This window comes from Streptomyces sp. NPDC004752 (genome assembly GCF_053601275.1).
This window is the reverse complement of sequence record NZ_JBSGBN010000048.1, coordinates 39,335-64,367: the sequence shown is the minus strand read 5'-3', so window position 1 is coordinate 64,367 and position 25,033 is coordinate 39,335. Positions and strand designations below refer to the sequence as shown.

Sequence of the window (25,033 nt, the reverse complement as noted above, 5' to 3'; positions counted from 1 at the left end):
CGGCGTGCGACGCCTGGCACGCACTCCCCCAGCCTTCGGCCGGGAGGTGCCCCCACGCGGCGTTGCCGAAACGCCCTGGTAGCTCCGCTACGAGGGCCTTCCGGCGCCTTGCGATCGCACGCACCAGACGCCGCACGCTGATCGGACTCCCATTCTGTTCGGAGCTCTTAGAGCTCCGTCAGAGTCTCAGCTCCAGCAAGGGGTCCGGCTTGGGCCTGAAGCCCAGGGAGTCGTACAGGGGGCGGGCCTCGGCGGAGGCGGTGAGCTGGACCTGGGCGGCGCCGCGGGAGCGGAACCACTCCAGCAGTTCGCCCATGCACGCCCGCGCGTACCCGCGGCGGCGCGTTCCGGGGTCGGTGGCGACGCTGAACACGAAGCCGATCGTGCCCCGCGGGTTGCGGATCCGGCCGATCCGGTATTCGATCGTGCCGGCCACCAGCGCGGCCAGCGCCCCCGGCCGCTCGGGGTGGTCCACCACGAACGCGGCGAAGTCGCCGTCCGGCTCGCCGAGCCGGACGCGCAGGGTCGGCAGGGACTCCCCGTGCCAGTCCGTGGACGGGTCCGCCCCGAACATCGAGTCGATCATGACCTGGCGCAGTCGCAGCACTTCCTGCGCGTCGTCGGGCGTTGCACGGCGTACGAAACTCATGTCCCGCACGCTAGTCACCACGCGCCCCGTACGTCCCGCCCATTTCTCACCCGGCCCGCTTGCTTGGAGCGCACTCGAAGGCCATAGCGTGGGTCCATGACGGTGATGCAGTCCACGCCCGCGGCCACCGAGCAAGCCCAGACCCCTGACGACATCTGCTCCGCCCCATCCTGGCATCCGCGCCCCGACGGTCAGGACCGCTACACGATCAGCGAGGTCGTCGCCTTCACCGGGCTGACCGCCCACACCCTGCGCTGGTACGAGCGCATCGGTCTGATGTCCCACATCGACCGCTCGCACACCGGCCAGCGCCGCTACACCAACCGCGACCTGGACTGGCTGGACCTGGTCACCAAGCTGCGGCTGACCGGCATGCCGGTGGCGGACATGGTCCGGTACGCGGAGCTGGTGCGCGAGGGTGACCACACCTTCCTGGAGCGGCACGAACTGCTGGCGTCCACCCGCCGGGACGTGCTGGCCCGGATCACCGAACTCCAGGACACCCTCGCCGTGCTGGACCGCAAGATCAGCTTCTACGCGGATGCCGGGCGCGACGCCGGGCGGGAACGGGCCGGCCGCTGACCGCGGCGGCTACAGCTCCGCCAGCAGCTCGGCCTTCTTCACGGAGAACTCCTCGTCCGTGACCAGCCCCGCCCGGTGCAGCTCCCCGAGGTGCCGGATCCGCTCGGCGATGTCGGCGGGATCGCGGTGGCGCGGCGATGCCGCCGGCACCGCATCCGCCGGCCCGCGCGCCCGCACCGCGGCCAGCACGGCCGCGGCGAAGGGCAGCGACTCATGGACGGGCCCATAGCCGAGGCCGAAGACGACGGTCGCCGGGTCCTGGTCGGGCTCGGCACTCCGGGCGACGGCGGGGGACCGGTGCAGGAGCCGTAGATGCCCCTCGAACACCTCGGGGGAGCGCCACTCGACACCGTCGAGGTCGGCGACCTGGAAGCGCTGGTCGCCGGCCTTCCACTTCGCCGTGGAGGCGCCTGTCCAGGACCAGCGGAAGTGCACCGAGGTCCCGTCGAAGGACGCCTTCCCGTCGTACGCCTTGAAGTGCCGGGGAGCCTCCGGTGCGGTCACCAGATGGTGCTCGGCCGGGCCCGACTCGGTGAGCTGGGCGCGCAGTTCGTCGGCGTAGTATTCGGCGAGGGTGGCCCGCTCGGCGGGCAGCACCAGCCGGTAGGGGTCGCTGTGCTCCTTGAGCTGCCCGTCCGCCGCCTCCATCAGCGGATCGGCGCCCGGCCGGGGTTCGGCGCGCAGCACGACCGTGCCCCGCCGTCCCGGGGAGAGCGTCACCCCTTCGAGTGCGGCCAGCGGGACACGGCGTTCCCCAAGAGCCTGGAACAGTCTGGGCGTTCGAATCCCCCGTTCGTAACGGATGAGCATGGAGTCGGACTCGAACTCCCAAGCGGCCTGAAATCCGGCCAGTACGTCACCCATGCGGCTCATCGTATGCGGCACAAGCTCCTCCGTCCCTCCCCGAGCAGACCGCACTTCCTGCAGTTCTACGCGCGTTCGACCATCAAGGTGTCGGTCAGACCCGCCCGGCATCCCTCGTCGTCGCGGGCACATGTCACCGAGCGATACGCGCCTACCCCGATGTCGGCCAGATTGCGCAGGCTGTCCGTGCCCGGCTGAAAATAGCCGCTGTGCCCGTCGGCGTCGCGCGCCGACAGCACCCGCGCACCGAACCCGCCGGAGACCGGATCGGCGCCGTGCCCCAGCCCGCCGACCTCCAGGTACGGCACGTCCTGGATCCAGTCGGTGGCGTCCCGCATCGCCCACACCCGGGCGGCCGTGCCCAGGTGTGCCGCCTTCGCGACCCGCATGCCGGGGCTCGCGGCCACCGCCAGGTCGGTCACCCGGCGCGGCATGCCGTGCGCGGCCACCCCGCAGACCACGGAGCCGTAGCTGTGGCAGAACAACGACACCGGCGCGGTGCCGGGCAGCGCCCGCAGCAGCGCGTTCAGTCGGACGGAGCCGTCCTCGGCGCGCATCGCGGTGGCCGCGTCGACACCGAGCCCGTTGGGCGCGGTGTAGTCGGCCCAGGCGATCACGGCCGTACGGGTCGTGGGGCGCTGCGCGCGCTCCGCCGCGTACAGCGCCTTGGCCATGCCGACCGGCGCCGAGTACGGGCTGTACGTCTTCTGGAAGGTGAGCAGATCGGTGTCGACGCCGGGGACGACGACCGAGATCCGCTCCGCCTTGCGGAGGCTGCCGAACACCTCGGCGACCCGGCCCGAACCCGCCGGGTCGAAGGCCAGGATGTGCCGGCCCTTGGTCATCAGCGCCTCGAAACGGTGCATACGACGGCCCGCCTGCTGCTGGCCGGCGGGCGTGAGCCTGCTGTCGTGCATGCGTTTCTTCTCGACCTCGCGCGCCTCGTCCAGGGCGATGCGGTTGGCCCGGTAGCGCAACTCGGCCGGGGCGCCGTTCATGTTGCCGACCGCGAGCGGGTACCGGTGCGCCAGACGGGTGCGCTCCTGCGCGCTGAGCGAGGCGAAGAACCGGGTGAGCGCGGCGGGGGCCGCGCTCGGATCGGGCAGCCGGTGGCCGTGCACGCTGCCGTGCTCCCATGCCGTGAGCGAGGCTTGCAGCGCGCTCGCCTCCCGATGGCTGCGCAGGGCGGTCCAGCCGGTGGTCGCGAGCATCACGAACACGACGGCCAGCGCGAGCAGCGCGCGCCAGACGTTGAATTGCGGGGAGGTGTCGAAGGAAGTCACTGGGAGGACACACTAGGAGAACGAGTGGGTCTCGCGGTAACTGAGTGACAGGTATCACGTTTCGGCGTACGCGACGGTCTCAGTTCTGTCGCCAGCTCCCGATCAGCTCGGGTCCCACCAGGTCCAGGTGCGATCTGGTGAGGTCGCGGATCGCCGCGACACTGAAGTCGTCGCCCGTCGACCAGGCGCGCCCGGTGACCCGTATCACGGCGCCGAACATCGCCACCAGCAGGCGCGGGCGCGGGTCCGCCTCGACGTCCACCCCTTCGCGCTCGGCGAGCAGGCGCGCGAGCGCCTCCTCCGTCTCCACGGAACGGCGTAGATGGGCGGCGAACAGTGCGGGCGTCGACTCGATCACCCGGAACATGCGCAGGTGCATCTCGACCGGGACGACGGAGGCGATGGCCTCGTGCACGGTCTCCCAGCCCTCCAGTACGGCCTGGCGCAGCGCCTCCAGCGGGGGCTCGTCCGCGGGGCGCTCGCGCACCGCCCGGATGAAGTGGGCCTCGGCGATCTCCTGGACGGCGAAGGCCGCTTCCTCCTTTCCGGGGAAGTACCGGAAGAATGTGCGCTGCGACACCTCGACGGCGTCGGCGATCTCGTCGACCGTCGTCTGCTCGTACCCCTGGGAGGTGAAGAGGTCGAGGGCGGCGTGCAACAGTGCGTCCCGCGTGCGGTGCTTCTTGCGTTCACGCAGCGTCTCCACGGGACTCCTTCATCTCTCCAGCGAACCCTTCTCCCAGTTCAGGCTATATGTGAGTGACATGACGGTGGCCGACATGTGAATCGGTTTGTCAATTGTCAGACGCTGTCATTACCCTCCAAGGTATGACTAGTCAGACCACCATCGACACGGCGGGGTCGGGGGACAAGGCGGACCGGGTTCCGTCCGACCCGTCGGTCCAGGCCCCGGCCACGGGCCTGCGCGGCCATCCGTGGTTCACGCTCATCACCGTTGCCGTAGGGGTCATGATGGTGGCCCTCGACGGCACCATCGTGGCCATCGCCAACCCGGCGATCCAGAAGGACCTCGGCGCGACCTTCGCCCAGGTCCAGTGGATCACCAACGGCTACTTCCTCGCCCTCGCGGTCTCCCTGATCACCGCGGGCAAACTCGGTGACCGCTTCGGGCACCGGCAGACCTTCCTGATCGGCGTCGTCGGCTTCGCCATCGCCTCGGGCGCCATCGGCCTGTCCGACAGCATCGGACTGGTCGTCACCTTCCGCGTCTTCCAGGGCCTGTTCGGCGCGCTGCTGATGCCGGCCGCGCTCGGCCTGCTGCGGGCCACCTTCCCGGCCGAGAAGCTCAACATGGCGATCGGCATCTGGGGCATGGTCATCGGCGCCTCCACCGCGGGCGGCCCGATCCTCGGCGGCGTCCTGGTCGAGCACGTCAACTGGCAGTCGGTGTTCTTCATCAACGTGCCGGTCGGTGTCATCGCCCTGGTCCTCGGCGTACTGATCCTCAAGGACCACCGCGCCGACAACGCCCCGCGCTCCTTCGACATCCCCGGCATCGTCCTGCTGTCCACCGCGATGTTCTGCCTCGTCTGGGCGCTCATCAAGGCGCCGGAGTGGGGCTGGGGCGACGGCAAGACCTGGGCGTTCCTCGCCGGGTCGGTCCTGCTCTTCGGGCTCTTCGCCTTCTGGGAGACGAAGGTCAAGGAGCCGCTGATCCCGCTCGGCCTGTTCCGCTCCATCCCGCTGTCGGCCGGTGTGGTGCTGATGGTCCTCATGGCCATCGCCTTCATGGGCGGCCTGTTCTTCGTCACGTTCTATCTGCAGAACGTGCACGGCATGAGCCCGATCGACGCCGGTCTGCACCTGCTCCCGCTCACCGGCATGATGATCGTCGGCTCCCCGCTCGCCGGTGCCATGATCACCAAGCTGGGCCCGCGGATCCCGCTCGCGGGCGGCATGGCCGCCACCGCGATCGCGATGTACGGCATGTCGACGCTGGACACCAACACCGGCAGCGCGGTGATGTCGCTCTGGTTCGCCCTGCTGGGCTTCGGCCTCGCGCCCGTCATGGTCGGCGCCACCGAGGTCATCGTCGGCAACGCCCCGATGGAGCTGTCCGGTGTGGCCGGCGGTCTCCAGCAGGCCGCGATGCAGATCGGCGGCAGCCTCGGTACGGCGGTGCTGGGTGCGGTGATGGCGTCCAAGGTGGACAACGCCCTGCCGGGCAACTGGACGGACGCGGGGCTGCCGAAGCTCACCTCCGAGCAGCTCGCCCAGGCGTCCGAGGCGGTGCAGGTGGGCGTGGCCCCGGTGCCCGAGGGCACGCCCGGGGCCATCGCCGGGAAGATCACCGCTGTCGCGCACGACACGTTCATCTCCGGTATGAGCCTGGCCTCTTTGGTGGCCGCGGGCGTGGCGGTCGTCGCCGTCCTGGTCGCGCTGCTGACCAAGCGCGGTGAGAACGCGGAGGCGGGCGCGGGCGTGGGCCACATCTGAGCCCGCGCGGCACGCGTTGACCCGCTTCCTGCGTACGACGGTGCGGAGGGTGGATCCCGGTGGAGTTCGCCTATCAGGGTGACTCCCCGGGAGATCCCTCGCCCCGAACCACACCGCAGGTCACAGTGGGTCAAGTCCTCCGCAGGACATAGGAGGACACCGGGGCCGCGGCGCGCTGCTGGAGGGGGGCAGCGCGTTGCCTCCGGCGGTTCAGCCGCCAACTCGGGGTAGCCTCCGGCTCCATGGCACCACCCCCAGGGGACGGGCTGCCCCCCAGAAGGCGAGTTGCACCCCGCCCCCTGCCGGTCACTCCCGGACCCTGTGCTCCTGTTGCCTCGCCTTCCAGGGCCGCGCTCGTCTCGGGTATCCGCGTCTTCCGGCGTTTCAGGAAGGGGGCGGTGTGTTGCCTTTGGCGGTTCGGCCTCGGACTGGTGGTAGCCCCGACTGCGTGGCTCCGTCCCAGGAGGCGGGGTGTGGTCCCCAGGGCCGGGACGAGGCGGTTCCTGCGCGGGGCCGCCGGGGCGGATGGCTCAGTCCGCGCGTATGCCCGGGCCCTCCCGTCCTGGTGCCTCACCCTCCGGACCCCCGCTCATCTCGGGCATCCAGGCCCTCCGGGCTGGGCGACGCCTGTGTGCCTCCCCATGCCGCCCCCTCGGGCAGCCGTCCGTCGGCTCCGTGGTTCCTGTGGGCGGGGGAGGGGGCGCATACAGGGTGCGGCCGAGGGCTCTCTGCTTCGGGGTTCCGCCCGCCTCGGGCCTTCCGTCCCGGGCCCGCCGCTGCTGAGGCTCCGCTTCTCAAAGTCTCCGCCTCCAACGCCTCCGCCCACCTCGGGTGACCCCGTTCTCCGGCTCGGCGACGTGTCCGCGTCCCGTTCCCCGGTCGGCTTTCGCCGCTGCAACGCCGCTACCGCGCCTGTTTCCCCGTGCGGACGTGGGTCCCGCTCGGTGTCTCGAACCCGCCGCCCGCACCGGGGCAGCTCTCTGCTTCCGGGTTCAGCGGGTCGGGTGGTCCATGGACTGTGGGCGGCTGTCGGGGGTGGTCGGTGCCGTCAGGGCCCTGATCTCCGTGCGGAGGGCCCTGACCTCGGCCGTGAGTTCCGCGATGGCGGCCGTCTGGCGGCGCTCCTCCGCGTCGTCCTTGTCGAACCGCGCGATGAACCACGCCGCGATGTTCGCGGTCACCACACCGAGCAGCGCGATCCCCGACAGCATCAGCCCGACCGCGATCATCCGCCCCAGACCGGTCGTCGGCGCGTGGTCCCCGTACCCCACGGTCGTCATCGTCGTGAACGACCACCACACCGCGTCACCCAGCGTCCGGATGTTCCCGTGCGGCGCGTCCCGCTCCACCGAGAGCACCGCGAGCGATCCGAACATCAGCAGCCCCACCACCGCCCCGGCGACATACGTCGTCAGCCGGATCTGCGAAGCCATCCGCGCCCGCCGCCCCACCAGCAGCAGCGTCGACACCAGCCGCAGCAGCCGGAACGGCTGGAGCACCGGCAGTACCACCGCGCACAGGTCGGGCCAGTGGGAGCGGACGAACTCCGCGCGCCGCGGTACGAGCGCCAGGCGCACCAGGTAGTCGACGGCGAACGCCCCCCACACCACCCACTCCGTCACCGTGCACGCCCCCGTCAGCGACGGGTTGGCGGAGTCGTCCACGATCGGCACGGCGTACGCGACCGCGAAGGCCACCGCGAGCGCCAACAGGGGCCGCTGGGTCATCTGTTCCCAGCGCGTGTGCGTCGTCCGTTCCACCATGACCGCATCGTAGAAACCGCACGGCCCGACCGGGCACGGCGTGCCCCCGGCCGGGCAGAGCACCCCCCACCGGCCACGGTCCCGCGCCCCCGAAGGGGTGCGGGACCGGCCGCTCACGACGTCGCCGCAGCCGAACGACGGGCCCTCACGGCCCGGCCGGCGCAGCCGTCACGCGTCGCCGCCCGCCGCGCCCGGGTCCGCCGCCGCCACGTCCAGCAGCTGGTACCGGTCGATGGCCTGCTTCAGCACCGAGCGGTCGACCTTGCCCTCCCGGGCCAGCTCGGTCAGCACCCCCACCACGATCGACTGTGCGTCAATGTGGAAGAAGCGGCGCGCCGCGCCCCGGGTGTCGGCGAAGCCGAAGCCGTCGGCGCCGAGGGACTGATAGGTCCCGGGCACCCACCGCGCGATCTGGTCGGGCACCGACCGCATCCAGTCGGACACGGCCACGAACGGCCCCTCGGCACCGCTGAGCTTGCGCGTGACGTACGGCGTGCGCTGCTCCTCCTCCGGGTGCAGCAGGTTGTGCTGCTCGCACGCCACGGCCTCCCGCCGCAGCTCGTTCCAGGAGGTCGCCGACCAGACGCCCGCCCGGACGTTCCACTCCTCGCCGAGGATCCGCTGCGCCTGAAGCGCCCACGGCACCGCGACCCCGGACGCCATGATCTGCGCCGGGATCGAGCCCGAGGTGCCCTCGCCGAGCCGGTGGATGCCCTTGAGGATGCCCTCGACGTCCACGTCCGCCGGCTCGGCCGGGTGCCGGATGGGCTCGTTGTAGACGGTGAGGTAGTAGAAGACGTCCTCGCCGTGCGGGTGCTCGGCGTCACCGCCGTACATGCGGCGCAGCCCGTCCCGCACGATGTGCGCGATCTCGTACCCGTACGCCGGGTCGTAGGCCACGCACGCCGGATTGGTCGAGGCGAGCAGCTGGGAGTGGCCGTCCGCGTGCTGCAGCCCCTCGCCGGTCAGGGTCGTACGCCCGGCGGTCGCGCCCAGTACGAAACCGCGCGCCAGCTGGTCGGCCATCTGCCAGAACTGGTCGCCGGTGCGCTGGAAACCGAACATCGAGTAGAAGACGTAGACGGGGATCAGCGGCTCGCCGTGGGTCGCGTACGCCGAGCCCGCCGCGATCAGCGATGCCGCGCAGCCCGCCTCCGAGATGCCGTCGTGCAGCATCTGGCCGGTCGGCGACTCCTTGTAGGCCAGAAGCAGATCCCGGTCCACCGCCTCGTACTGCTGGCCGAGCGGGTTGTAGATCTTCGCACTCGGGAAGAAGGAGTCCATGCCGAATGTGCGGTACTCGTCCGGTGCGATCAGCACGAAGCGCCGGCCGATCTCCTTGTCCCGCATGAGGTCCTTCAGCAGCCGTACGAACGCCATGGTCGTGGCGATGGACTGCTGACCGGTGCCCTTCTTCACGGTCGCGTACGTCGCTTCGTCCGGCAGTGCGAGCGGCTTCGAGCGCACGACCCGGGTCGGGACGTAGCCGCCGAGCCCCTTGCGCCGGTCGTGCATGTACTGGATCTCCGCCGTGTCCCGGCCCGGGTGGTAGTACGGCGGCGGGCCGGACTCCAGATCCCGGTCGGAGATCGGCAGATGCAGCCGGTCGCGGAAGTGCTTGAGGTCGTCGACCGTCAGCTTCTTCATCTGGTGGGTGGCGTTGCGGCCCTCGAAGTTCGGGCCCAGCGTCCAGCCCTTGATCGTCTTGGCCAGGATCACCGTCGGCTGGCCCTTGTGCGCCTTGGCCGCGGAGAACGCCGCGAAGATCTTCCGGTGGTCGTGACCGCCGCGGCCCAGGTGCAGGATCTGGTCGTCGGTCATGCTCTCGACCAGCGCGCGCAGCCGGTGGTCGTCGCCGAAGAAGTGCCGGCGGATGTACGCGCCGGACTCGGTGGCGTACGTCTGGAACTGACCGTCCGGGGTGGTGTTCATCCTGTTGACCAGCACGCCGTCGCGGTCCTGGGCGAGCAGCGGATCCCAGGTGCGGTCCCAGACCAGCTTGATCACGTTCCAGCCGGCGCCCCGGAAGACCGACTCCAGCTCCTGGATGATCTTGCCGTTGCCGCGCACCGGACCGTCCAGCCGCTGCAGATTGCAGTTGACGACGAAGGTGAGGTTGTCCAGGCCCTCGCGCGCGGCGATGGACAGCTGGCCGAGCGACTCCGGCTCGTCCATCTCGCCGTCCCCGAGGAACGCCCATACATGCGACCCGGAGGTGTCGGCGATGCCGCGCGCCTCCATATAGCGGTTCATCCGGGCCTGGAAGATCGCGGCGAGCGGGCCGAGACCCATGGAGACCGTCGGGAACTCCCAGAAGTCCGGCATCGAGCGCGGATGCGGATAGCTGGACAGCCCGTCCGGGTACTTCGACTTCTCCTGGCGGAAGCCGTCGAGCTGGTTCTCGGTGAGCCGGTCGAGCAGGTACGCGCGCGCGTAGATGCCGGGGGAGGCGTGGCCCTGGAAGAAGACCTGGTCGCCGCCGCTGCCGTCGTCCTTGCCGCGGAAGAAGTGGTTGAAGCCGACGTCGTACAGCGAGGCGGAGGAGGCGAACGTGGCGATGTGGCCGCCGACGCCGATGCCGGGGCGCTGCGCGCGCGAGACCATCACGGCCGCGTTCCAGCGGGTCGCGTTGAGGATCTTGCGCTCGATCTCCTCGTTGCCGGGGAAGAACGGCTCGTCCTTGGTCGCGATGGTGTTGACGTAGTCCGTGCTGCGCATCTCGGGCACGGCCACGCGCTTCTCACGGGCCCGCTCGATCAGGCGCAGCATCAGATAACGGGCCCGCTCCCGGCCGCGCTCGTCGACGGCGGCGTCGAGGGAATCGAGCCACTCCTGGGTTTCCTCGGGATCGAAGTCAGGAACCTGACTCGGAAGGCCACCAATGATGATCGGGTTGCGATCGGATCCGGAAGCCACGCTGTTCCTTACCTGTCAGAGGGCCGTTTTTCTGCTTGTCCCTATATCGTTCCCCATCGTGTACCTCGGCACGACGTACGTCATCTCCACCGTGAGGTAATGAGGGGTCCGTCCGGCCCCTCCCGCCTCGCACTGCGGGCGGTGTCGTCGAAACGCAACGATACGCCCAGGGTGTACCGTGCGTGGCAAAGTTGTTCGATAGCCGTATACGCGGCTGATGCGGATGATTCCGAACGGCGCAAACCGGGCACATGGGTGTGGTGTGCGGTCGAGAGCCGCGCGATACGGTGCCAGGAGTTGCGACGACACGGCCGGGATCGTCACCGTTTCGACGGTCTGAACGGCCGGGTACTTGCGCGATCCGCGCCGCCCGTGTGGACTACGGCCAATGCTTCGCGCACGCGCGTGGCTGAGTCATTCACCGAAACATGATCAGGAGGCAACCCGTGAGCGCGACCGCGGACCACGCGGAGGAGCGGACGAGCCCTGCCGCAAGGCTGGGGTTCCAGCCCGAGCAGGTGGTCCAGGAGATCGGCTACGACGACGACGTCGACCAGGAGCTCCGCGAGTCCATCGAGGAAGTCATCGGCAGCGACCTGGTGGACGAGGAGTACGACGACGTAGCCGACGCCGTGGTGCTGTGGTTCCGCGACGAGGACGGCGACCTGACGGATGTGCTGGTGGACGCCATCACGTACATCGAGGAGGGCGGCGCGATCCTGCTCCTCACGCCGAAGACCGGCCGTTCGGGGTACGTGGAGCCGAGTGACATCTCCGAAGCCGCGACGACGGCGGGGCTGTCGGCGTCCAAGAGCGTCAGCGTGGGCAAGGACTGGAGCGGCTCCCGTCTGGTGACCCCGAAGGCCGCCAGGCCCAGGAAGTAGGCCGCCTCATCACGTACGCGGGACGGGCCGGGCGAGCCTCGGCCCGTCTGCAGCTCCCCGGTGATCGCTGCGTAGGGTGGTCTCACCCGAACAGCCCCACCGAAGGGATGCAGGACGATGGCGATCCAGGTCGGCGACAAGGCACCCGACTTCGAACTGAAGGACAACCACGGCCGCTCCGTGAAGCTCTCGGACTTCCGCGGCGAGAAGAACGTGGTGCTCCTGTTCTACCCCTTCGCCTTCACCGGAGTGTGCACCGGCGAGCTGTGCGAACTGCGCGACAACCTGCCGACGTTCGTCAACGACGACACGCAGCTGCTCGCCGTCTCCAACGACTCCATCCACACCCTGCGGGTCTTCGCCGAGCAGGAGGGCCTGCAGTACCCGCTGCTCAGCGACTTCTGGCCGCACGGCGAGACCTCGCGCGCGTACGGCGTCTTCGCCGAGGACAAGGGCTGCGCCGTCCGCGGCACCTTCATCATCGACAAGGAGGGCGTCGTGCGCTGGACCGTCGTCAACGCGCTGCCGGACGCACGTGACCTGAACGCGTACGTGCGGGCACTCGGCGGCCTGTGACGCGGCGCCCCGCGACCGACACCCTTCGGATTCTTCGGCTCCAGGGCCTGCGGGGCGCGGGAACCCGTCACTAGGATCGAGTCGTTGATCCGGTATCCGACGCACTAATGGGGCTCCCCGCCCCCGGACACATATGGAGGACTCGTGGGAGTCAGCCTCAGCAAGGGCGGCAACGTATCACTGACCAAGGAGGCCCCCGGTCTGACCGCTGTCCTCGTCGGTCTGGGCTGGGACGCGCGTTCCACCACCGGCACCGACTTCGACCTGGACGCCAGCGCGCTGCTGCTGAACGGGTCGGGCAAGGTCGGCAGCGACCAGAACTTCGTCTTCTTCAACAACCTCAAGAGCCCGGACGGCTCGGTGGAGCACACCGGTGACAACCTCACCGGTGAGGGCGAGGGCGACGACGAGGTCGTCAAGGTCAACCTCGCGTCGGTCCCGGCCGACGTCGACAAGATCGTCTTCCCGGTGTCGATCTATGACGCCGAGAACCGCCAGCAGTCCTTCGGCCAGGTGCGCAACGCGTACATCCGTGTCGTCAACCAGGCCAACCAGCAGGAGATCGCCCGTTACGACCTCAGCGAGGACGCCTCCACCGAGACCGCCATGGTCTTCGGCGAGCTGTACCGGCACGGCGCCGAGTGGAAGTTCCGCGCCATCGGCCAGGGCTACGCCTCGGGCCTGCGCGGCATCGCGCAGGACTTCGGCGTCAATGTCTGAGACATGACCCGCCCCGTCCGGCGCCGCTGCCCCGTGCAGGGCCGGCGCCGGACGCGCAGGACAACCGAAGAAGCTCCACCCAGGGGAGGACCAGCAACATGGGCGTCACGCTCGCCAAGGGAGGCAATGTCTCCCTCTCCAAGGCCGCACCGAACCTCACCAACGTCCTGATCGGGCTCGGCTGGGACGCGCGTTCCACCACCGGCGCCGACTTCGACCTGGACGCCAGCGCGCTGCTGTGCCAGAGCGGCAGGGTCCTCGGCGACGAGTGGTTCGTCTTCTACAACCAGCTGAAGAGCCCGGACGGCTCGGTGGAGCACACCGGTGACAACCTCACCGGTGAGGGCGAGGGCGACGACGAGACCATCCTGGTCGACCTGCCGAAGGTCCCGGCCGGCTGCGACAAGATCGTCTTCCCCGTCTCGATCCATATGGCGGACGAGCGCGGCCAGACCTTCGGCCAGGTCGCCAACGCCTTCATCCGTGTCGTCAACCAGGCCGACGGCCAGGAACTCGCCCGCTACGACCTCAGCGAGGACGCCTCCACCGAGACCGCCATGATCTTCGGCGAGCTGTATCGCTACCAGGGCGAGTGGAAGTTCCGTGCAGTAGGACAGGGGTACGCGTCGGGACTCCGGGGCATCGCTCTAGACTTCGGAGTCAACGTTTCGTAAAGCCGAGTACGGCGAGGGGGAGACCCTCCCTCAGACTGCGTCTGGGAGGGGCCCCCACACACGATGGGGTAGCCAGTGCTTCTGAAAACCTTCGGCTGGTCGTTCGCGGTCACCGCGCTCGGCCTGGTCGCCGCGGTCTTCTACGGGGGGTGGACCGCATTCGGCATCGTGGCGATCCTGTCCATCCTCGAAATCTCGCTGTCGTTCGACAATGCCGTGGTCAACGCCGGCATCCTGAAGAAGATGAATGCCTTCTGGCAGCGGATCTTCCTCACGGTCGGCGTTCTCATCGCGGTGTTCGGCATGCGGCTGGTCTTCCCGGTCGTGATCGTCGCGATCAGCGCGAAGATGGGTCCCATCGAGGCCGTCGACCTCGCGCTCAACAACAAGGACCGCTACCAGGAACTGGTGACCGACGCCCACCCGGCGATCGCCGCCTTCGGTGGCATGTTCCTGCTGATGATCTTCCTCGACTTCCTCTTCGAGGAGCGGGACATCCAGTGGCTGCGCTGGATCGAACGGCCGCTGGCCAGACTCGGCAAGGTCGACATGCTGTCGGTCTGCATCGCCCTGGCCGCCCTGCTCGTCACCGCCTTCACCTTCGCCACCCACGCCCACCAGCACGCCGGCGCACACGTCGACAAGGCACAGACCGTCCTGATCTCCGGCATCGCCGGCCTGATCACCTACCTGGTCGTCGGCGGCCTCTCCGGCTACTTCGAGGACCGCCTCGAAGAGGAGGAGGAACGCGAACACGAGGAAGAGGAGGAGGCCGCGCGCACCGGGAAGAAGCGCCCGGCCGTCGCCCTGGCCGGCAAGGCCGCGTTCTTCATGTTCCTCTACCTGGAGGTCCTGGACGCGTCGTTCTCCTTCGACGGCGTGATCGGCGCGTTCGCCATCACCAACGACATCGTGCTGATGGCGCTGGGCCTGGGCATCGGCGCGATGTATGTCCGGTCCCTCACGGTCTACCTGGTCCGCCAGGGCACCCTGGACGACTACGTCTACCTGGAGCACGGCGCCCACTACGCCATCGGCGCCCTCGCCGTACTCCTCCTGGTCACCATCCAGTACCAGATCCACGAGGTCATCACCGGTCTCGTAGGCGTCCTACTGATCGGCGCCTCCTTCTGGTCCTCCGTCCGCCGCAACCGGGCCCTCGCCGCGGCCGAGGGCGGCGCCGGCTCGGACGAGAAGGCCGAGGTTCCGTCCGGGGTGTGACACCCCGGACGGTGAGGAACGCTCTGTGCAGGGCGGCCGACGCGCTCGGCCGCCCCGCACACATCGGGCATGAGTACTGGGGGCGGGAATGGGCTTCTTCGACGGGCTGCGGGGCGGGCGTGCGGCCGATTTCGACTCGGGCGACGCGGCCACCAACTCCATCCAGCTCACCAAGCGGCACCAGCAGGTGTCCCTGACCAAGCAGGACGCGGCCACCGGGCATCTGCGCGTCAACCTGTCCTGGCGGATGCGGACGTCCGACATCATGGGCGGCGTCGAGCGCACCAGCCTGTTCCGGCACCCCTTCAAGGCGCTGAAGCCCTCGGAGGCCCTCGGACACGGCCAGAGCATGGTCAACGTCGACCTCGACCTGGGCTGCCTGTACGAGCTGACCGACGGCACGAAGGGGGTCGTACAGCCGCTCGGCGGCTACCTCGGGGACGTCAACGCACCGCCGTACGTCAAGCTGAGCGGCGACGACCGGTTCGGTTCGGCGTCCGGCGAGACGATGTACGTCAATCTGGACCACCGCGAGAACATCAAGCGGCTGCTGGTGTTCGTGTACATCTACGACCAGACGCCCGCGTTCGACCGCACGCACGCGATCGTCACGCTCTATCCGAGCAACGGCCCGCGGATCGAGATAGGACTGGACGAACGCCACCCGCAGGCACGCTCCTGCGCCGTGGTGATGATCGAGAACGTCAAGGGCGAACTGGTGGTCCGACGCGAGGTCCAGTTCGTCTACGGCTTCCAGGGAGAACTGGACCGCCTCTACGGCTGGGGCCTCCAATGGGGCCGAGGCTACAAAACCCAATCAGGCCGCTAACCCCCACCCCTGTCCCCCGGGCAGGGCAGCCCCGCCAAGGGGCGGGACCCCTCTTCCGCCGGGTAGGGCAGCCCCCTCAAGGGGCGCGGGGGACTGCGCGCCAAGCCACGACGTTGCCGCGGCCGCCGGACGGCCGACCGTGGCACCCGCTGGGGCTGATCCACCCCACCCCTGTCCCCCGGGTAGGGCAGCCCCGCCAAGGGGCGCGGGGAACTGCGCGCCAAGCCACGACGTTGCCGCAGTCGCTGGACGGCCGACCGTGGCACCCGCTGGGGCTGATCCACCCCAAACTTGTCCCGCCGGGTAGGGCAGCCCCGCCAAGGGGCGCGGGGAACTGCGCGCCAAGCCACGACGCTGCCGCAGCCGCCCAACGGCCCACCGTGGCACCCCCTGGGGCGCGCCCAGCCACAACACCGCCCACTTGAAATCCCCCGCACAGCCAGCGCAGCGCCACGGCGCCTACCGGCCGATGAACTGCGGCCCCTGCGGCGGCAACCGCACATCAGGCGTCACCGGCGCGATCACAGGCGCCGTCACAGGCGGCGGATAGCCGTACGCCGGCTGGGACGAGACCGGCTGCGGATACCCGTACGCGGGCTGGACCGGAACGGTCGACGGCTGTTCCGGGGGCAGCGGCCGGGACACCTCCGGCGCCACCGCGGCCGGCACCACCGCGCCCGGCTCCTCCGCCGCCTCCGACTCGTCCACCGAGATGCCGAAGTCCGTGGCCAGGCCCTTGAGGCCGTTCGAGTAACCCTCGCCCAGGGCGCGGAACTTCCAGCCCTCGCCACGGCGGTACAGCTCCCCGCAGATCAGCGCCGTCTCCGCGCCGGTCTCCGGCTTCACATCGAAGTGCGCCAGCGCCGCACCGTCGCCCGCCGTCGCGTCGTACAGCAGGATGCGCAGGGACCGTACGCGGTCGAAGGTGACGCCGTCCGCCGAAGCGACCAGCAGAATGCGGCCCACTCTGGGGTCGACACCCGAGAGGTCTGTCTGGATCGTGTCGGTGAGGCCCTCGGCGACCCGCTTCTTGCCGAGCCGCCATACCGTCCCCGACGGGTGCCGGGGCTGGTTGTAGAAGACGAAGTCCTCGTCGGACCGCACGCGACCGTCGGGGCCGAGGAGCAGCGCCGAGGCGTCGACATCGGGGATCCCCTGCCCGGGCGACCAGCGCAGCACGGCCCGCACCGTCCTGGCCTCCAGAGGGACGTTCGACCCTTTCAGCATCGCGTGCGTCATGCGGTCATCCTGCCCTCTCGGTCCTGGTCACGACAATGCGGGGGGTGGCCGCGGTCGACATGGTGGAGTTACCTGAAATTCATGCCCGGTGGGAACCTAGGGCATGAGTCCCTACGTACTATTACCGGCCACCCCAACACGGAACCCATAGGCCCACCTTGCGCCCCGGGGGAGTTATATGCGTCATTTCGGGCACATCGCCCCTGAGGTGCGGCAGCGCCTCTTTCACCAGGAGCCGTGCGAGTTCACCGCCGACTCCGCGGCCCGGTTGCTCTCCGCCGGCCTGGGCGCCACGCTGTACAGCCCGGCCACCCGGCCGCGGCTCGCTGACGACATCGTCAAGCAGGCCGGACTCGGCGTGGTCTCGATGGTGCTGTGCCTGGAGGACTCGATCGACGACGCGGACGTCGTGGCCGGCGAGGAGAACCTCGTCGGGCAGTTCGCCGACCTGGCGTCCCGGCAGGGCGCGCGGCTGCCGCTGCTCTTCATCCGGGTCCGCCACCCCGAACAGATCCCCGACCTGGTACGGCGCCTCGGTCCGAGCACCCGGCTGCTCTCCGGCTTCGTCCTGCCGAAGTTCACCGAGGAGCGCGGAATCCCCTTCCTGGAGGCGCTGACCGGAGCCGAGGCGGCCAGCGGCCGACGGCTGTTCGCCATGCCGGTCCTGGAGTCGCCCGACCTGCTGTACCGGGAATCGCGCGTGGAGACCCTGGAGGGCATCCTGCGCGCGGTCGACAAGTACCGCGACCGGGTGCTCGCGCTGCGCCTGGGCGTGACCGATTTCTGCTCCTCCTACGGGCTGCGCCGGGCGCCCGACATGACGGCGTACGACGTCCAGGTCGTCGCCTCCGTGATCGCCGACGTGGTCAACATGCTGGGCCGGGCCGACGGCACCGGCTTCACGGTCACCGGACCGGTGTGGGAGTACTTCCGGGTCCCGGAGCGCATGTTCAAGCCGATGCTGCGCAGCAGCCCCTTCCTCCAGGGGCAGGCTGTCGAGCTGCGTGAGCGGCTCATCGAGCACGCGATGGACGGACTGCTGCGGGAGATCTCCCTGGACCAGGCCAACGGCCTGCTCGGCAAGACCTGCATCCACCCCTCCCATGTGCTGCCCGTGCACGCACTGTCCGTGGTCAGTCACGAGGAGTTCAGCGACGCCCAGGACATCCTGCGGCCGGAACGGGGCGGCGGGGGTGTACTCCGGTCGGCGTACACCAACAAGATGAACGAGGTGAAGCCGCACCGCGCCTGGGCCGAGCGGACCCTGCTGCGCGCCGAGTTGTTCGGCGTCGCCAACGAGGACGTCGGCTTCGTCGAGCTGCTCGCCGCCGGAATACCCGGCTGAGCGCCCGCGGCACAAGGAACCCATGAACCCCAAGAATCCCACCCCCATGCCCACCACCCCCATGCCCACCACCTCCGTGCCTGGCACCCCGATGCCTTCCGACCCCACGCCCCACAACCCCACGGATTCCATGCACACCACGCACAGAGCGGCGAGTGCCGGGGTCTGGTCCGGCAGCTGGGTCGCCGAGCGGCTCGGCGTCGAGCTGACGGGCGACGACACCCTGACGGGTCTGGTCGGGCTCGCCCTGCGCCGCAATCCCAAGCGGGCGCATCTGCTCGTCTCCAACGTGCTCGGCAAGCATGTGCCGCAGTCGCCGGCCATGGTGTACGGCCACGGTGTCGCCCTCGGCCGGCGGGTGCGCGAGCTGCTCGGCGACGAGGAGGCCGCCGCCGCGGTCGTCCTCGGCTACGCGGAGACCGCCACCGGGCTCGGCCACTCGGTCGCCGACGGCCTGCATCTGGCCCCGTATCTGCACTCCACGCGTCGCCCGGTGCGCGGGGTGACACGGGCCGGCGGCTTCGAGGAGTCCCACTCGCACGCCACCTCGCACCTGCTGCTGCCGGAGGATCCGGCGCTGCTGGTCGGCGACGGCCCGCTGGTGCTCGTCGACGACGAGTTCTCCACCGGGAACACGGTCCTGAACACCATTCGCGACCTGCACGAACGCTATCCGCGTCGGCGCTATGTGGTGGTCGCCCTGGTCGACATGCGCTCCCCGGCCGACACCGCACGGCTGACGGAGTTCGCCCGGGAGATCGACGCCCGCGTGGACCTCGTAGCGGCCGCGTCGGGCACCGTGCGCCTCCCGGCGGGCGTCCTGGAGAAGGGCCGGGCACTGGTCGCCCGCCATGAGACGCCCGCACCCGGCGGCACAGGCGGCGGTCTCACAGCCGGCGTCACAGACCACGCGACCGGGCCGCACGGCACGACGGAGGCGTACGGCGCGACGGAGGCGGAGGGCGCCGTAGGCGGTGCCGTGGGCCGGTTCGGCCGGGTCGAGCTGCGCTGGCCGCACGGGCTGCCCGACGGCGGGCGGCACGGGTTCACGCCCGCGCACCGCGCCCGCCTGGACCGGGCCCTGCCCGCCATGGCCGCCCGTATCGCCGAGGCCCTGACCGCCGACGCCCGGCGCGTCCTGGTCCTCGGCTTCGAGGAGCTGATGTACGCGCCGCTGCGGCTCGCCCGCGAGCTGGAGCAGGTCGTCACCGCCGAGGTCCGCTACTCCACCACCACCCGTTCGCCCGTCCTCGCCGTCGACGACCCCGGCTACGCGATACGCAGCCGCATCGTCTTCCCCGCCCACGACGACCCGGCCGACGGCCCCGGCGAGCGCTACGCCTACAACGTGGCGGGCGGCGGCTTCGACGCCGTCGTCGCGGTCGTCGACTCGGCCGCCGACACCCCCGAACTGCACGCCCCCGACGGCCTGTTGGCCCGGCTCGGCGAGCACACCCCGCATGTCCTGCTCGCCGTCGTACCGTCGTACGTCCCCGAGCCCCTGTACGTCCCCGCCTCCCGCGAGGAGAGATCCGCCATGCTGTCCGAGCCCCTCCGCGGCCCCGCCTTCTCCTCATACGCACCGGACGAGGTGGGCTGGCTGCTCCAGGACCTCTCCGAGGTGACGCTGGAGGCGCCGACCGAGGAGCGCGAGGAGGCCATCCAGAACGGCGGGGCGCACTACGCCGAGTCGCTGCCGGTGGAGTACCAGCCGAGCGAGCAGTACCAGAAGCTGTTCCACGCGGCCCTCGACGCCTCCGCCGTACGGCTGGCGCGGGCGGTCGGCGTGGTCACCGAGACGGTGATCGCCGAGCTGCCGCTCTCTCGACCTCGCTCAAGCGAGGGGGCCGTCCCCCGCCCGGTGCTGGTCTCCCTGGCCCGCGCGGGCACCCCCGTCGGCGTGCTGATGCGCCGCTGGGCCCAGTTCCGGCACGGACTCGACCTGCCGCACTACGCCGTCTCCATCGTGCGCGGCAGGGGCATCGACGCCAACGCGCTGCGCTGGCTGGCCGCCCACCACGACCCGCGGGACGTCGTCTTCGTCGACGGCTGGACCGGCAAGGGCGCCATCACCCGCGAACTCGCCGACGCACTCCGGGAGTTCGAGGAGTCCGACGGCATCACCGGGTTTAACCCGGAGATCGCGGTGCTGGCCGACCCCGGCTCGTGCGTACGGACCTACGGCACCCGCGAGGACTTCCTCATACCGTCCGCCTGCCTCAACTCCACGGTGTCCGGCCTGATCTCGCGTACGGTCCTCCGTGCCGACCTGGTCGGACCGCACGACTACCACGGCGCGAAGTTCTACCGCGAACTCGCCGGCTCGGACCTGTCGGTGGCCTTCCTGGACGCCGTCTCCGCACGCTTCGCCGAGGTCGCGGACCAGGTGGCCGCCGCCGTGCGGGAACTGGCCGCCGCCGACCGCACCCCGAGCTGGGCGGGCTGGGCGGCCGTCGAGCGCATCAGCGAGGAGTACGGCATCCACGACGTGAACCTGGTCAAACCCGGGGTGGGCGAGACCACCCGGGTGCTGCTGCGTCGGGTGCCCTGGAAGATCCTCGCCCGGGCCGGCGCGGACGCCGACCTGGACCATGTACGCCTGCTGGCCGAGCAGCGCGGCGTACCGGTCGAGGAGGTCGGCGAACTCCCGTACACCTGCGTGGGTTTGATCCACCCCAAGTACACGCGGGGCGCCACCGGCGCCGACGGCAGGGTGGTGACGGTCTGATGCCGGTGCTCGTGGCGAGCGACCTCGACCGCACGCTGATCTACTCCGCGGCGGCCCTCGCGCTGACCATGCCGGACGCCCGGGCGCCGCGGCTGCTGTGCGTGGAGGTGCATGAGAGCAGGCCGCTGTCGTATCTGACGGAGACCGCCGCCCAATTGCTCACCGAGTTGGGTGATACGGCCGTGTTCGTGCCGACCACCACCCGGACCCGTAAGCAGTATCTGCGCATCAACCTGCCCGGCCCGGCACCCGCCTACGCGATCTGCGCCAACGGCGGGCATCTGCTGGTGGACGGCGTGTCCGACCCCGACTGGCATGCGCGGGTGCTGGCCCGGCTGGCCGACGAGTGCGCCCCGCTGGACGAGGTCGGGCAGCACCTCGCCGCCACCGCCGACCCGGCGTGGGCACGCAGGCAGCGCGTCGCCGACGACCTGTTCGTCTACCTGGTCGTCGAACGCGAACTGCTGCCCGAGGACTGGGTGAAGGAACTCGCCGTGTGGGCCGAGAGCCGGGGCTGGACGGTCTCCCTCCAGGGCCGCAAGATCTACGCCGTACCGAAGCCACTGACCAAGGGCGCGGCCGTGCGCGAGATCGCCCGCCGCACCGGCGCCGAGCTGACGCTGGCCGCCGGGGACTCCCTGCTCGACGCCGATCTGCTCCTCGCGGCCGACCACGGCTGGCGGCCAGGACACGGGGAGCTGGCCGATTCCGACTGGACGGCACCCACGGTCAGCGCCCTGCCGGAACGCGGGGTACTGGCCGGGGAGCGCATCCTGCGTGAGTTCCTGCGGACGGCACGGCAGGGTTCTTAGCCGTCACGGCCGCGGATGCTAGCCGCAGCACCCGCCGCCGCAGCAGCCGCCACCGCCCCCGGCGCCCGACCGGGGTGCGGACGACTGCGCGGACGACGGCGCGGACGCCGAGCCGCCGACGGCCACGGTCGACAGGAGCTTCACCGTGTCGTCGTGGCCCGCGGGACAGACGGCGGGCGCGGCGGACTCCGCCATCGGACGGCTCAGTTCGAAGGTGTCGCCGCAGCTGCGGCAGCGGTACTCGTATCGAGGCATGCGCACAGGCTAACCGGCGGGACCATCCGCTGCGCGGCCTTGCCGTGGCGTTGTCCTGTCGTTGGCCTGGTTCAGTTGGGGGGTGGTTGGTTCGGCGAGGTCGGGGTGGCGGGCCCGCCAGTACGGGTTGTCGTGCGGCAGGGTCGAGCTGACCCGCCCGTACATCCCGAACACCATCAACAGGAGACCGACCACGAAGCTGAACAACACGTTCTGGATCCGGAACGCGAGGAAGTTGTACCGGCCGTCCAGCAGGGCGAGATTCAGGAAGCCGCTGAGCAGGAACAGGATGCCGAGCGTCATGTTCAGCGTGGACGCGAAGTTCCCGCCGATCACCATGCCGACGAACAGCAGCAGCCCGACGCAGATCGACAGGACGCTGAGCGTGCCGTTGGTGTTCAGGCCCAGCGCGGTGTTCCCGCCCGTGTTGAAGAAGCCGATGTTGTCGGTCAGGCCGAGGATGCCGAAGGCGAGCAGGAACAGGCCCATCAGGCCCGCGCCGATCCGGTAGACCAGGTTCAGCCGGTGGTCGACGGGCAGATGCTCGTCGAACCGGATCCGACGGCGCGTCCCCGACTGCATTGCGTGTGCGGCCATCTCCGCCTCCCTGGGCGTGTGCGCAGGCCATACGTACCTCTCAATATCCGCCCACCCCGCCCCACCGGCAAACGCCTCACCACGCCGCCCGCTCCGCTACCGGTCCGGCGGCCTACGGTGACCCGGTGCCGGTGCCGGTGCCGGTGCCGGTGACCCGGTGAGGCGGCCCATGTCGGGTGGGGGCCGGGCCGAGGCGGACGGCGAGCAGCCGATGCCGCGCTGACCGGCGGCGCTGACCGGCGGCGATGGGCTCCCGTCCGCGCAGCCGACCTCGGCGGACCGGTCAGTGGCCGGGCGCGCCGCGTTCCTCGCGGATGCGGGAGACCACCCGCGCCACCGTCTGCCGCACCGCCTCCGTCTCGGTCAGGAAGTGCCAGTAGTCGGGGTGGCGCCCCTCCATCGCGGCGATCGCCCGCTCAAGGCGGGCCACCGAGTCGTCCAGCGGCCGGGCGTCCCGCGGGTCCGGGGTGGCCCGGCCCGCCATGGCCAGCCGCTGCGCGTCCCGGATCGCGAACCGGGTCCGCTCGATCTCCCGCTGCGGATCCTTCTGCACGGCGTTCAGCCGCGTCAGCCGGTCACCGGCCGCCGACACCGCCTCGTCCGTGGTGTTCAGCAGCGCCCGTACGGTCGACAGCAGCGACGTCGCGTCCGCCCAGCGCTGCGCGTCCCGGGCCGTCTGCGCCTCCCGCAGCTTCAGCTCGGCCTGCCGCACGTTCTCGGCGGCCTGCCCCGGCACCTGCTGGAGGTCCTGCCAGCAGGCGGCCGCGAACCGGCGGCGCAACTCGCTCAGCACCGGGTCGACCTGCCCGGCCCGGGTGGTCAGGGCCTGCGCCCGGGTCCGCAGGCTCACCAGCCGGTGATCGATCTCGGCGGCCTTCTCCGGCAGCCGCTCCGCCTCGACCCGGATTGCCTCCGCCTCCCGCGCCACCCGCTCGGCCCGCTCCAGCGTCGGCTCCACCCCGTGCTGCCCGGCGCCCTGGTTCAGCCGGGTCAGCTCGGGGGAGAGTGCCGCGAGCCGGGCGGCGAGGTCGTCCGCCTTCAGCCCCGTCCCGCGTACGGCGTCCAGCGCGTTCGACGCGGCGAGCAGTGCCTGCCGGGCCCGTTCCACGGCGGGCGCCAGCCGGGCCAGCCGGGTCTCGGCCTTGCCGAGCAGCGGCCCGAGCCCCTCGCCGAACCGGTCCAGCTCCTGCTTGACGCGGACCAGTTCCTCCTTGGCCGCGGTCAGCTCGCCGCGCGCCCGGGAGGCCACGGATGCCTCCAGGTCGTCCCGGTCCAGGTCATGCGCGTCGACCGCTTCGATATAGCGGTGGCTGGCCTCGTCGATGCGCCGGCCGAGCGCCTCGAAGTCGGAGACGGCACGCCGGGCCGCGGGAGAGTCGTCGACGGCCGTGATCGTCTCGATCGAGATCCTGAGATCGCGCTGGGCCGTGTCCAGCTCGTAGAACGCGGACGCAGCGGCGTCCTTCGCGGCCTGCGCCTGCGCCCGCTGGCCCTCCGCCCGCCCGCCGAACCAGCGCCGGGTGCCGCCGCCGGCGAACGCGCCGGGCACCGCGAGGGCGACGAGCACGGGCAGGCCCATCAGCGTAAGGACGTCCCCGAGGGCCGAGGTGCCGCGCCTGCCACGCCGGAGCCGTGCGAACGGCGGGTACGGCTGCGATGGTGTCGTCGCCGGTGTCGCCGTCACATCCCTCTCCCGTGCTGTGCTGCGTCCTCGGTGGTGTCATTCTCCCACCCGTAGAGGACGAACACACGGGCCGTTCAGTTCGCGGTTCGTACCGTGATCTTCCCGTCGTCGGTGTGGGCGGCGACCGCGTGGGCACTGGAGTCGTCGCGCGGCACGGACACATCCACCGAGCCGTCGTCCGCGCCGGTCGTCACCCGGTACCCGGCGCGGGGCAGGTCGATGGTGACGGAGCCGTCGTCGGTACGGGCGTCCACCAGGTCGGGTACGGCCCGGAGCCGGAGGCGGACCGAACCGTCGTGGGAGGTCGCCCGGACCGTGGGCGAGGACACCTCGGCGCGTACGGAGCCGTCGTCCGCACGCAGTTCCAGCGGGCCGCTGGAGTCGGTGACGCGCACGGAGCCGTCATGCGTACGGATGGTGAGCGCGTCCTCGAACCCGCGTGCGCGCACGCTGCCGTCGTCGTCCTCCACCTTGACGGCGATCCCGCGCGGCACCTCGATGCGGTGCCTGGCCGAACAGTCGGCGACCAGGCCGGAGCACTTCATCCGCAGCACCAGCCGGTCGTCCTTCATCGACCAGGTCACCCGCGGGTCGCCGCCGACGACGACCGATCCCTGGAACCACCGGGTGACCTCGACGGTGCCCGCCTCGGCCGAGTCCGCGGCGACGATCTCCAGCGCCGAGTCGTCGGAGTCGACGGTGAGGGTACGTCCGTGCAGTGCGAAGGACCGGTGATCGGGATGCTTGTCGTCCTCGGCGGAGGCGCCACAGCCGGCGACCCCGGCGACGACCACCACGACACCACCCACGGCAACGGCCACGCGGGCAAAAACGGAATGAACCATGACGAGACTCCCCCTGAGCAGGACGGTGCGGGTGTACCCCGACGCTATGGACGCACGCCCTGTGTGACGATCCGGCCCACGCCCGCATCGACGGTGGGGATAACCCCCGC

At 70.6% G+C, this 25,033-nt stretch carries 22 protein-coding genes; 11 read left to right on the top strand and 11 right to left on the bottom strand.

Annotated features, from left to right (window positions below; genetic code table 11):
* Window positions 1–178 precede the first annotated feature (178 nt).
* Window positions 179–649: a GNAT family N-acetyltransferase gene (locus ACWEKM_RS21225; RefSeq protein WP_451622744.1), complete on the bottom strand. Its 471-nt coding sequence runs from the start codon at window positions 647–649 to the stop codon at window positions 179–181.
* A 96-nt stretch (window positions 650–745) separates the two neighbouring features.
* Between ACWEKM_RS21225 and ACWEKM_RS21220 the strand changes: the two genes are divergently transcribed.
* Window positions 746–1,231, top strand: coding sequence for a MerR family transcriptional regulator (locus tag ACWEKM_RS21220; protein WP_451622743.1), 486 nt, complete (start codon window positions 746–748; stop codon window positions 1,229–1,231).
* A gap of 9 nt (window positions 1,232–1,240) precedes the next feature.
* On the opposite strand, the gene ACWEKM_RS21215 is transcribed toward ACWEKM_RS21220, so the two are convergent.
* From ACWEKM_RS21215 to ACWEKM_RS21205, 3 genes are all read right to left on the bottom strand, one after another.
* Window positions 1,241–2,095 carry a DUF4429 domain-containing protein gene (locus ACWEKM_RS21215; protein WP_451622742.1) on the bottom strand — a complete coding sequence of 285 codons (855 nt, stop codon included), beginning with the start codon at window positions 2,093–2,095 and terminating at the stop codon, window positions 1,241–1,243.
* Between the two features lie 65 nt (window positions 2,096–2,160).
* A complete protein-coding gene (locus tag ACWEKM_RS21210; RefSeq protein ID WP_451622741.1) occupies window positions 2,161–3,378 on the bottom strand; it encodes an alpha/beta hydrolase in 1,218 nt (405 codons plus the stop codon).
* Window positions 3,379–3,457: 79 nt separating this feature from the next.
* Window positions 3,458–4,084 carry a TetR family transcriptional regulator gene (locus ACWEKM_RS21205; RefSeq protein ID WP_451622740.1) on the bottom strand — a complete coding sequence of 209 codons (627 nt, stop codon included), beginning with the start codon at window positions 4,082–4,084 and terminating at the stop codon, window positions 3,458–3,460.
* A gap of 122 nt (window positions 4,085–4,206) precedes the next feature.
* Here ACWEKM_RS21205 and ACWEKM_RS21200 point away from each other — a divergent pair, with 122 nt between their 5' ends.
* Window positions 4,207–5,835, top strand: coding sequence for an MFS transporter (locus ACWEKM_RS21200; protein WP_451622739.1), 1,629 nt, complete (start codon window positions 4,207–4,209; stop codon window positions 5,833–5,835).
* Between the two features lie 992 nt (window positions 5,836–6,827).
* On the opposite strand, the gene ACWEKM_RS21195 is transcribed toward ACWEKM_RS21200, so the two are convergent.
* Together ACWEKM_RS21195 and aceE are read right to left on the bottom strand one after the other, a co-directional pair.
* On the bottom strand, window positions 6,828–7,598 hold the full coding sequence (locus tag ACWEKM_RS21195) for a potassium channel family protein (protein WP_451622738.1): 771 nt from the start codon (window positions 7,596–7,598) through the stop codon (window positions 6,828–6,830).
* Between the two features lie 168 nt (window positions 7,599–7,766).
* Window positions 7,767–10,514 carry a pyruvate dehydrogenase (acetyl-transferring), homodimeric type gene (gene aceE / locus ACWEKM_RS21190; protein ID WP_451622737.1) on the bottom strand — a complete coding sequence of 916 codons (2,748 nt, stop codon included), beginning with the start codon at window positions 10,512–10,514 and terminating at the stop codon, window positions 7,767–7,769.
* Between the two features lie 446 nt (window positions 10,515–10,960).
* Here aceE and ACWEKM_RS21185 point away from each other — a divergent pair, with 446 nt between their 5' ends.
* The 6 genes from ACWEKM_RS21185 to ACWEKM_RS21160 all read left to right on the top strand — a co-directional run bounded on the left by ACWEKM_RS21185 (window position 10,961) and on the right by ACWEKM_RS21160 (window position 15,418).
* Window positions 10,961–11,398 (top strand): DUF3052 domain-containing protein, encoded by a 438-nt coding sequence (locus ACWEKM_RS21185; protein ID WP_451622736.1) that lies wholly within the window; start codon window positions 10,961–10,963, stop codon window positions 11,396–11,398.
* 117 nt (window positions 11,399–11,515) lie between these two features.
* On the top strand, window positions 11,516–11,974 hold the full coding sequence (locus tag ACWEKM_RS21180) for a peroxiredoxin (protein WP_451622735.1): 459 nt from the start codon (window positions 11,516–11,518) through the stop codon (window positions 11,972–11,974).
* Window positions 11,975–12,118: 144 nt separating this feature from the next.
* A complete protein-coding gene (locus ACWEKM_RS21175) occupies window positions 12,119–12,694 on the top strand; it encodes a TerD family protein (protein ID WP_451622734.1) in 576 nt (191 codons plus the stop codon).
* A gap of 98 nt (window positions 12,695–12,792) precedes the next feature.
* Entirely contained in the window at window positions 12,793–13,368 is a 576-nt protein-coding gene (locus tag ACWEKM_RS21170) for a TerD family protein (RefSeq protein WP_451622733.1), read from the top strand.
* Window positions 13,369–13,443: 75 nt separating this feature from the next.
* The gene (locus ACWEKM_RS21165; RefSeq protein WP_451622732.1) at window positions 13,444–14,589 is read left to right on the top strand and encodes a DUF475 domain-containing protein; all 1,146 of its coding nucleotides are present in this window, start codon (window positions 13,444–13,446) and stop codon (window positions 14,587–14,589) included.
* An 88-nt stretch (window positions 14,590–14,677) separates the two neighbouring features.
* The gene (locus ACWEKM_RS21160) at window positions 14,678–15,418 is read left to right on the top strand and encodes a TerD family protein (protein ID WP_451622731.1); all 741 of its coding nucleotides are present in this window, start codon (window positions 14,678–14,680) and stop codon (window positions 15,416–15,418) included.
* A gap of 459 nt (window positions 15,419–15,877) precedes the next feature.
* Here ACWEKM_RS21160 and ACWEKM_RS21155 read toward each other — a convergent pair whose 3' ends face one another.
* A complete protein-coding gene (locus ACWEKM_RS21155; protein ID WP_451622730.1) occupies window positions 15,878–16,657 on the bottom strand; it encodes a TerD family protein in 780 nt (259 codons plus the stop codon).
* 178 nt (window positions 16,658–16,835) lie between these two features.
* Between ACWEKM_RS21155 and ACWEKM_RS21150 the strand changes: the two genes are divergently transcribed.
* The 3 genes from ACWEKM_RS21150 to ACWEKM_RS21140 all read left to right on the top strand — a co-directional run bounded on the left by ACWEKM_RS21150 (window position 16,836) and on the right by ACWEKM_RS21140 (window position 21,542).
* Window positions 16,836–18,002, top strand: a complete 1,167-nt coding sequence (locus ACWEKM_RS21150; RefSeq protein ID WP_451622729.1) for an HpcH/HpaI aldolase/citrate lyase family protein — start codon at window positions 16,836–16,838, stop codon at window positions 18,000–18,002.
* Between the two features lie 130 nt (window positions 18,003–18,132).
* Complete coding sequence (locus ACWEKM_RS21145) at window positions 18,133–20,730, top strand: phosphoribosyltransferase (protein ID WP_451622748.1); 2,598 nt, start codon at window positions 18,133–18,135, stop codon at window positions 20,728–20,730.
* Window positions 20,730–21,542, top strand: coding sequence for an HAD family hydrolase (locus ACWEKM_RS21140; protein ID WP_451622728.1), 813 nt, complete (start codon window positions 20,730–20,732; stop codon window positions 21,540–21,542). The genes ACWEKM_RS21145 and ACWEKM_RS21140 overlap by 1 nt, the downstream gene beginning before the upstream one ends.
* A gap of 18 nt (window positions 21,543–21,560) precedes the next feature.
* On the opposite strand, the gene ACWEKM_RS21135 is transcribed toward ACWEKM_RS21140, so the two are convergent.
* The 4 genes from ACWEKM_RS21135 to ACWEKM_RS21120 form a co-directional block, all read right to left on the bottom strand.
* Window positions 21,561–21,797 carry an FmdB family zinc ribbon protein gene (locus ACWEKM_RS21135; RefSeq protein ID WP_451622727.1) on the bottom strand — a complete coding sequence of 79 codons (237 nt, stop codon included), beginning with the start codon at window positions 21,795–21,797 and terminating at the stop codon, window positions 21,561–21,563.
* A gap of 9 nt (window positions 21,798–21,806) precedes the next feature.
* Window positions 21,807–22,394 (bottom strand): DUF4383 domain-containing protein, encoded by a 588-nt coding sequence (locus ACWEKM_RS21130; protein ID WP_451622726.1) that lies wholly within the window; start codon window positions 22,392–22,394, stop codon window positions 21,807–21,809.
* A 283-nt stretch (window positions 22,395–22,677) separates the two neighbouring features.
* Window positions 22,678–24,078: a hypothetical protein gene (locus ACWEKM_RS21125; protein ID WP_451622725.1), complete on the bottom strand. Its 1,401-nt coding sequence runs from the start codon at window positions 24,076–24,078 to the stop codon at window positions 22,678–22,680.
* Between the two features lie 74 nt (window positions 24,079–24,152).
* The gene (locus ACWEKM_RS21120) at window positions 24,153–24,923 is read right to left on the bottom strand and encodes a DUF4097 family beta strand repeat-containing protein (RefSeq protein ID WP_451622724.1); all 771 of its coding nucleotides are present in this window, start codon (window positions 24,921–24,923) and stop codon (window positions 24,153–24,155) included.
* Between the last annotated feature and the right edge of the window lie 110 nt (window positions 24,924–25,033).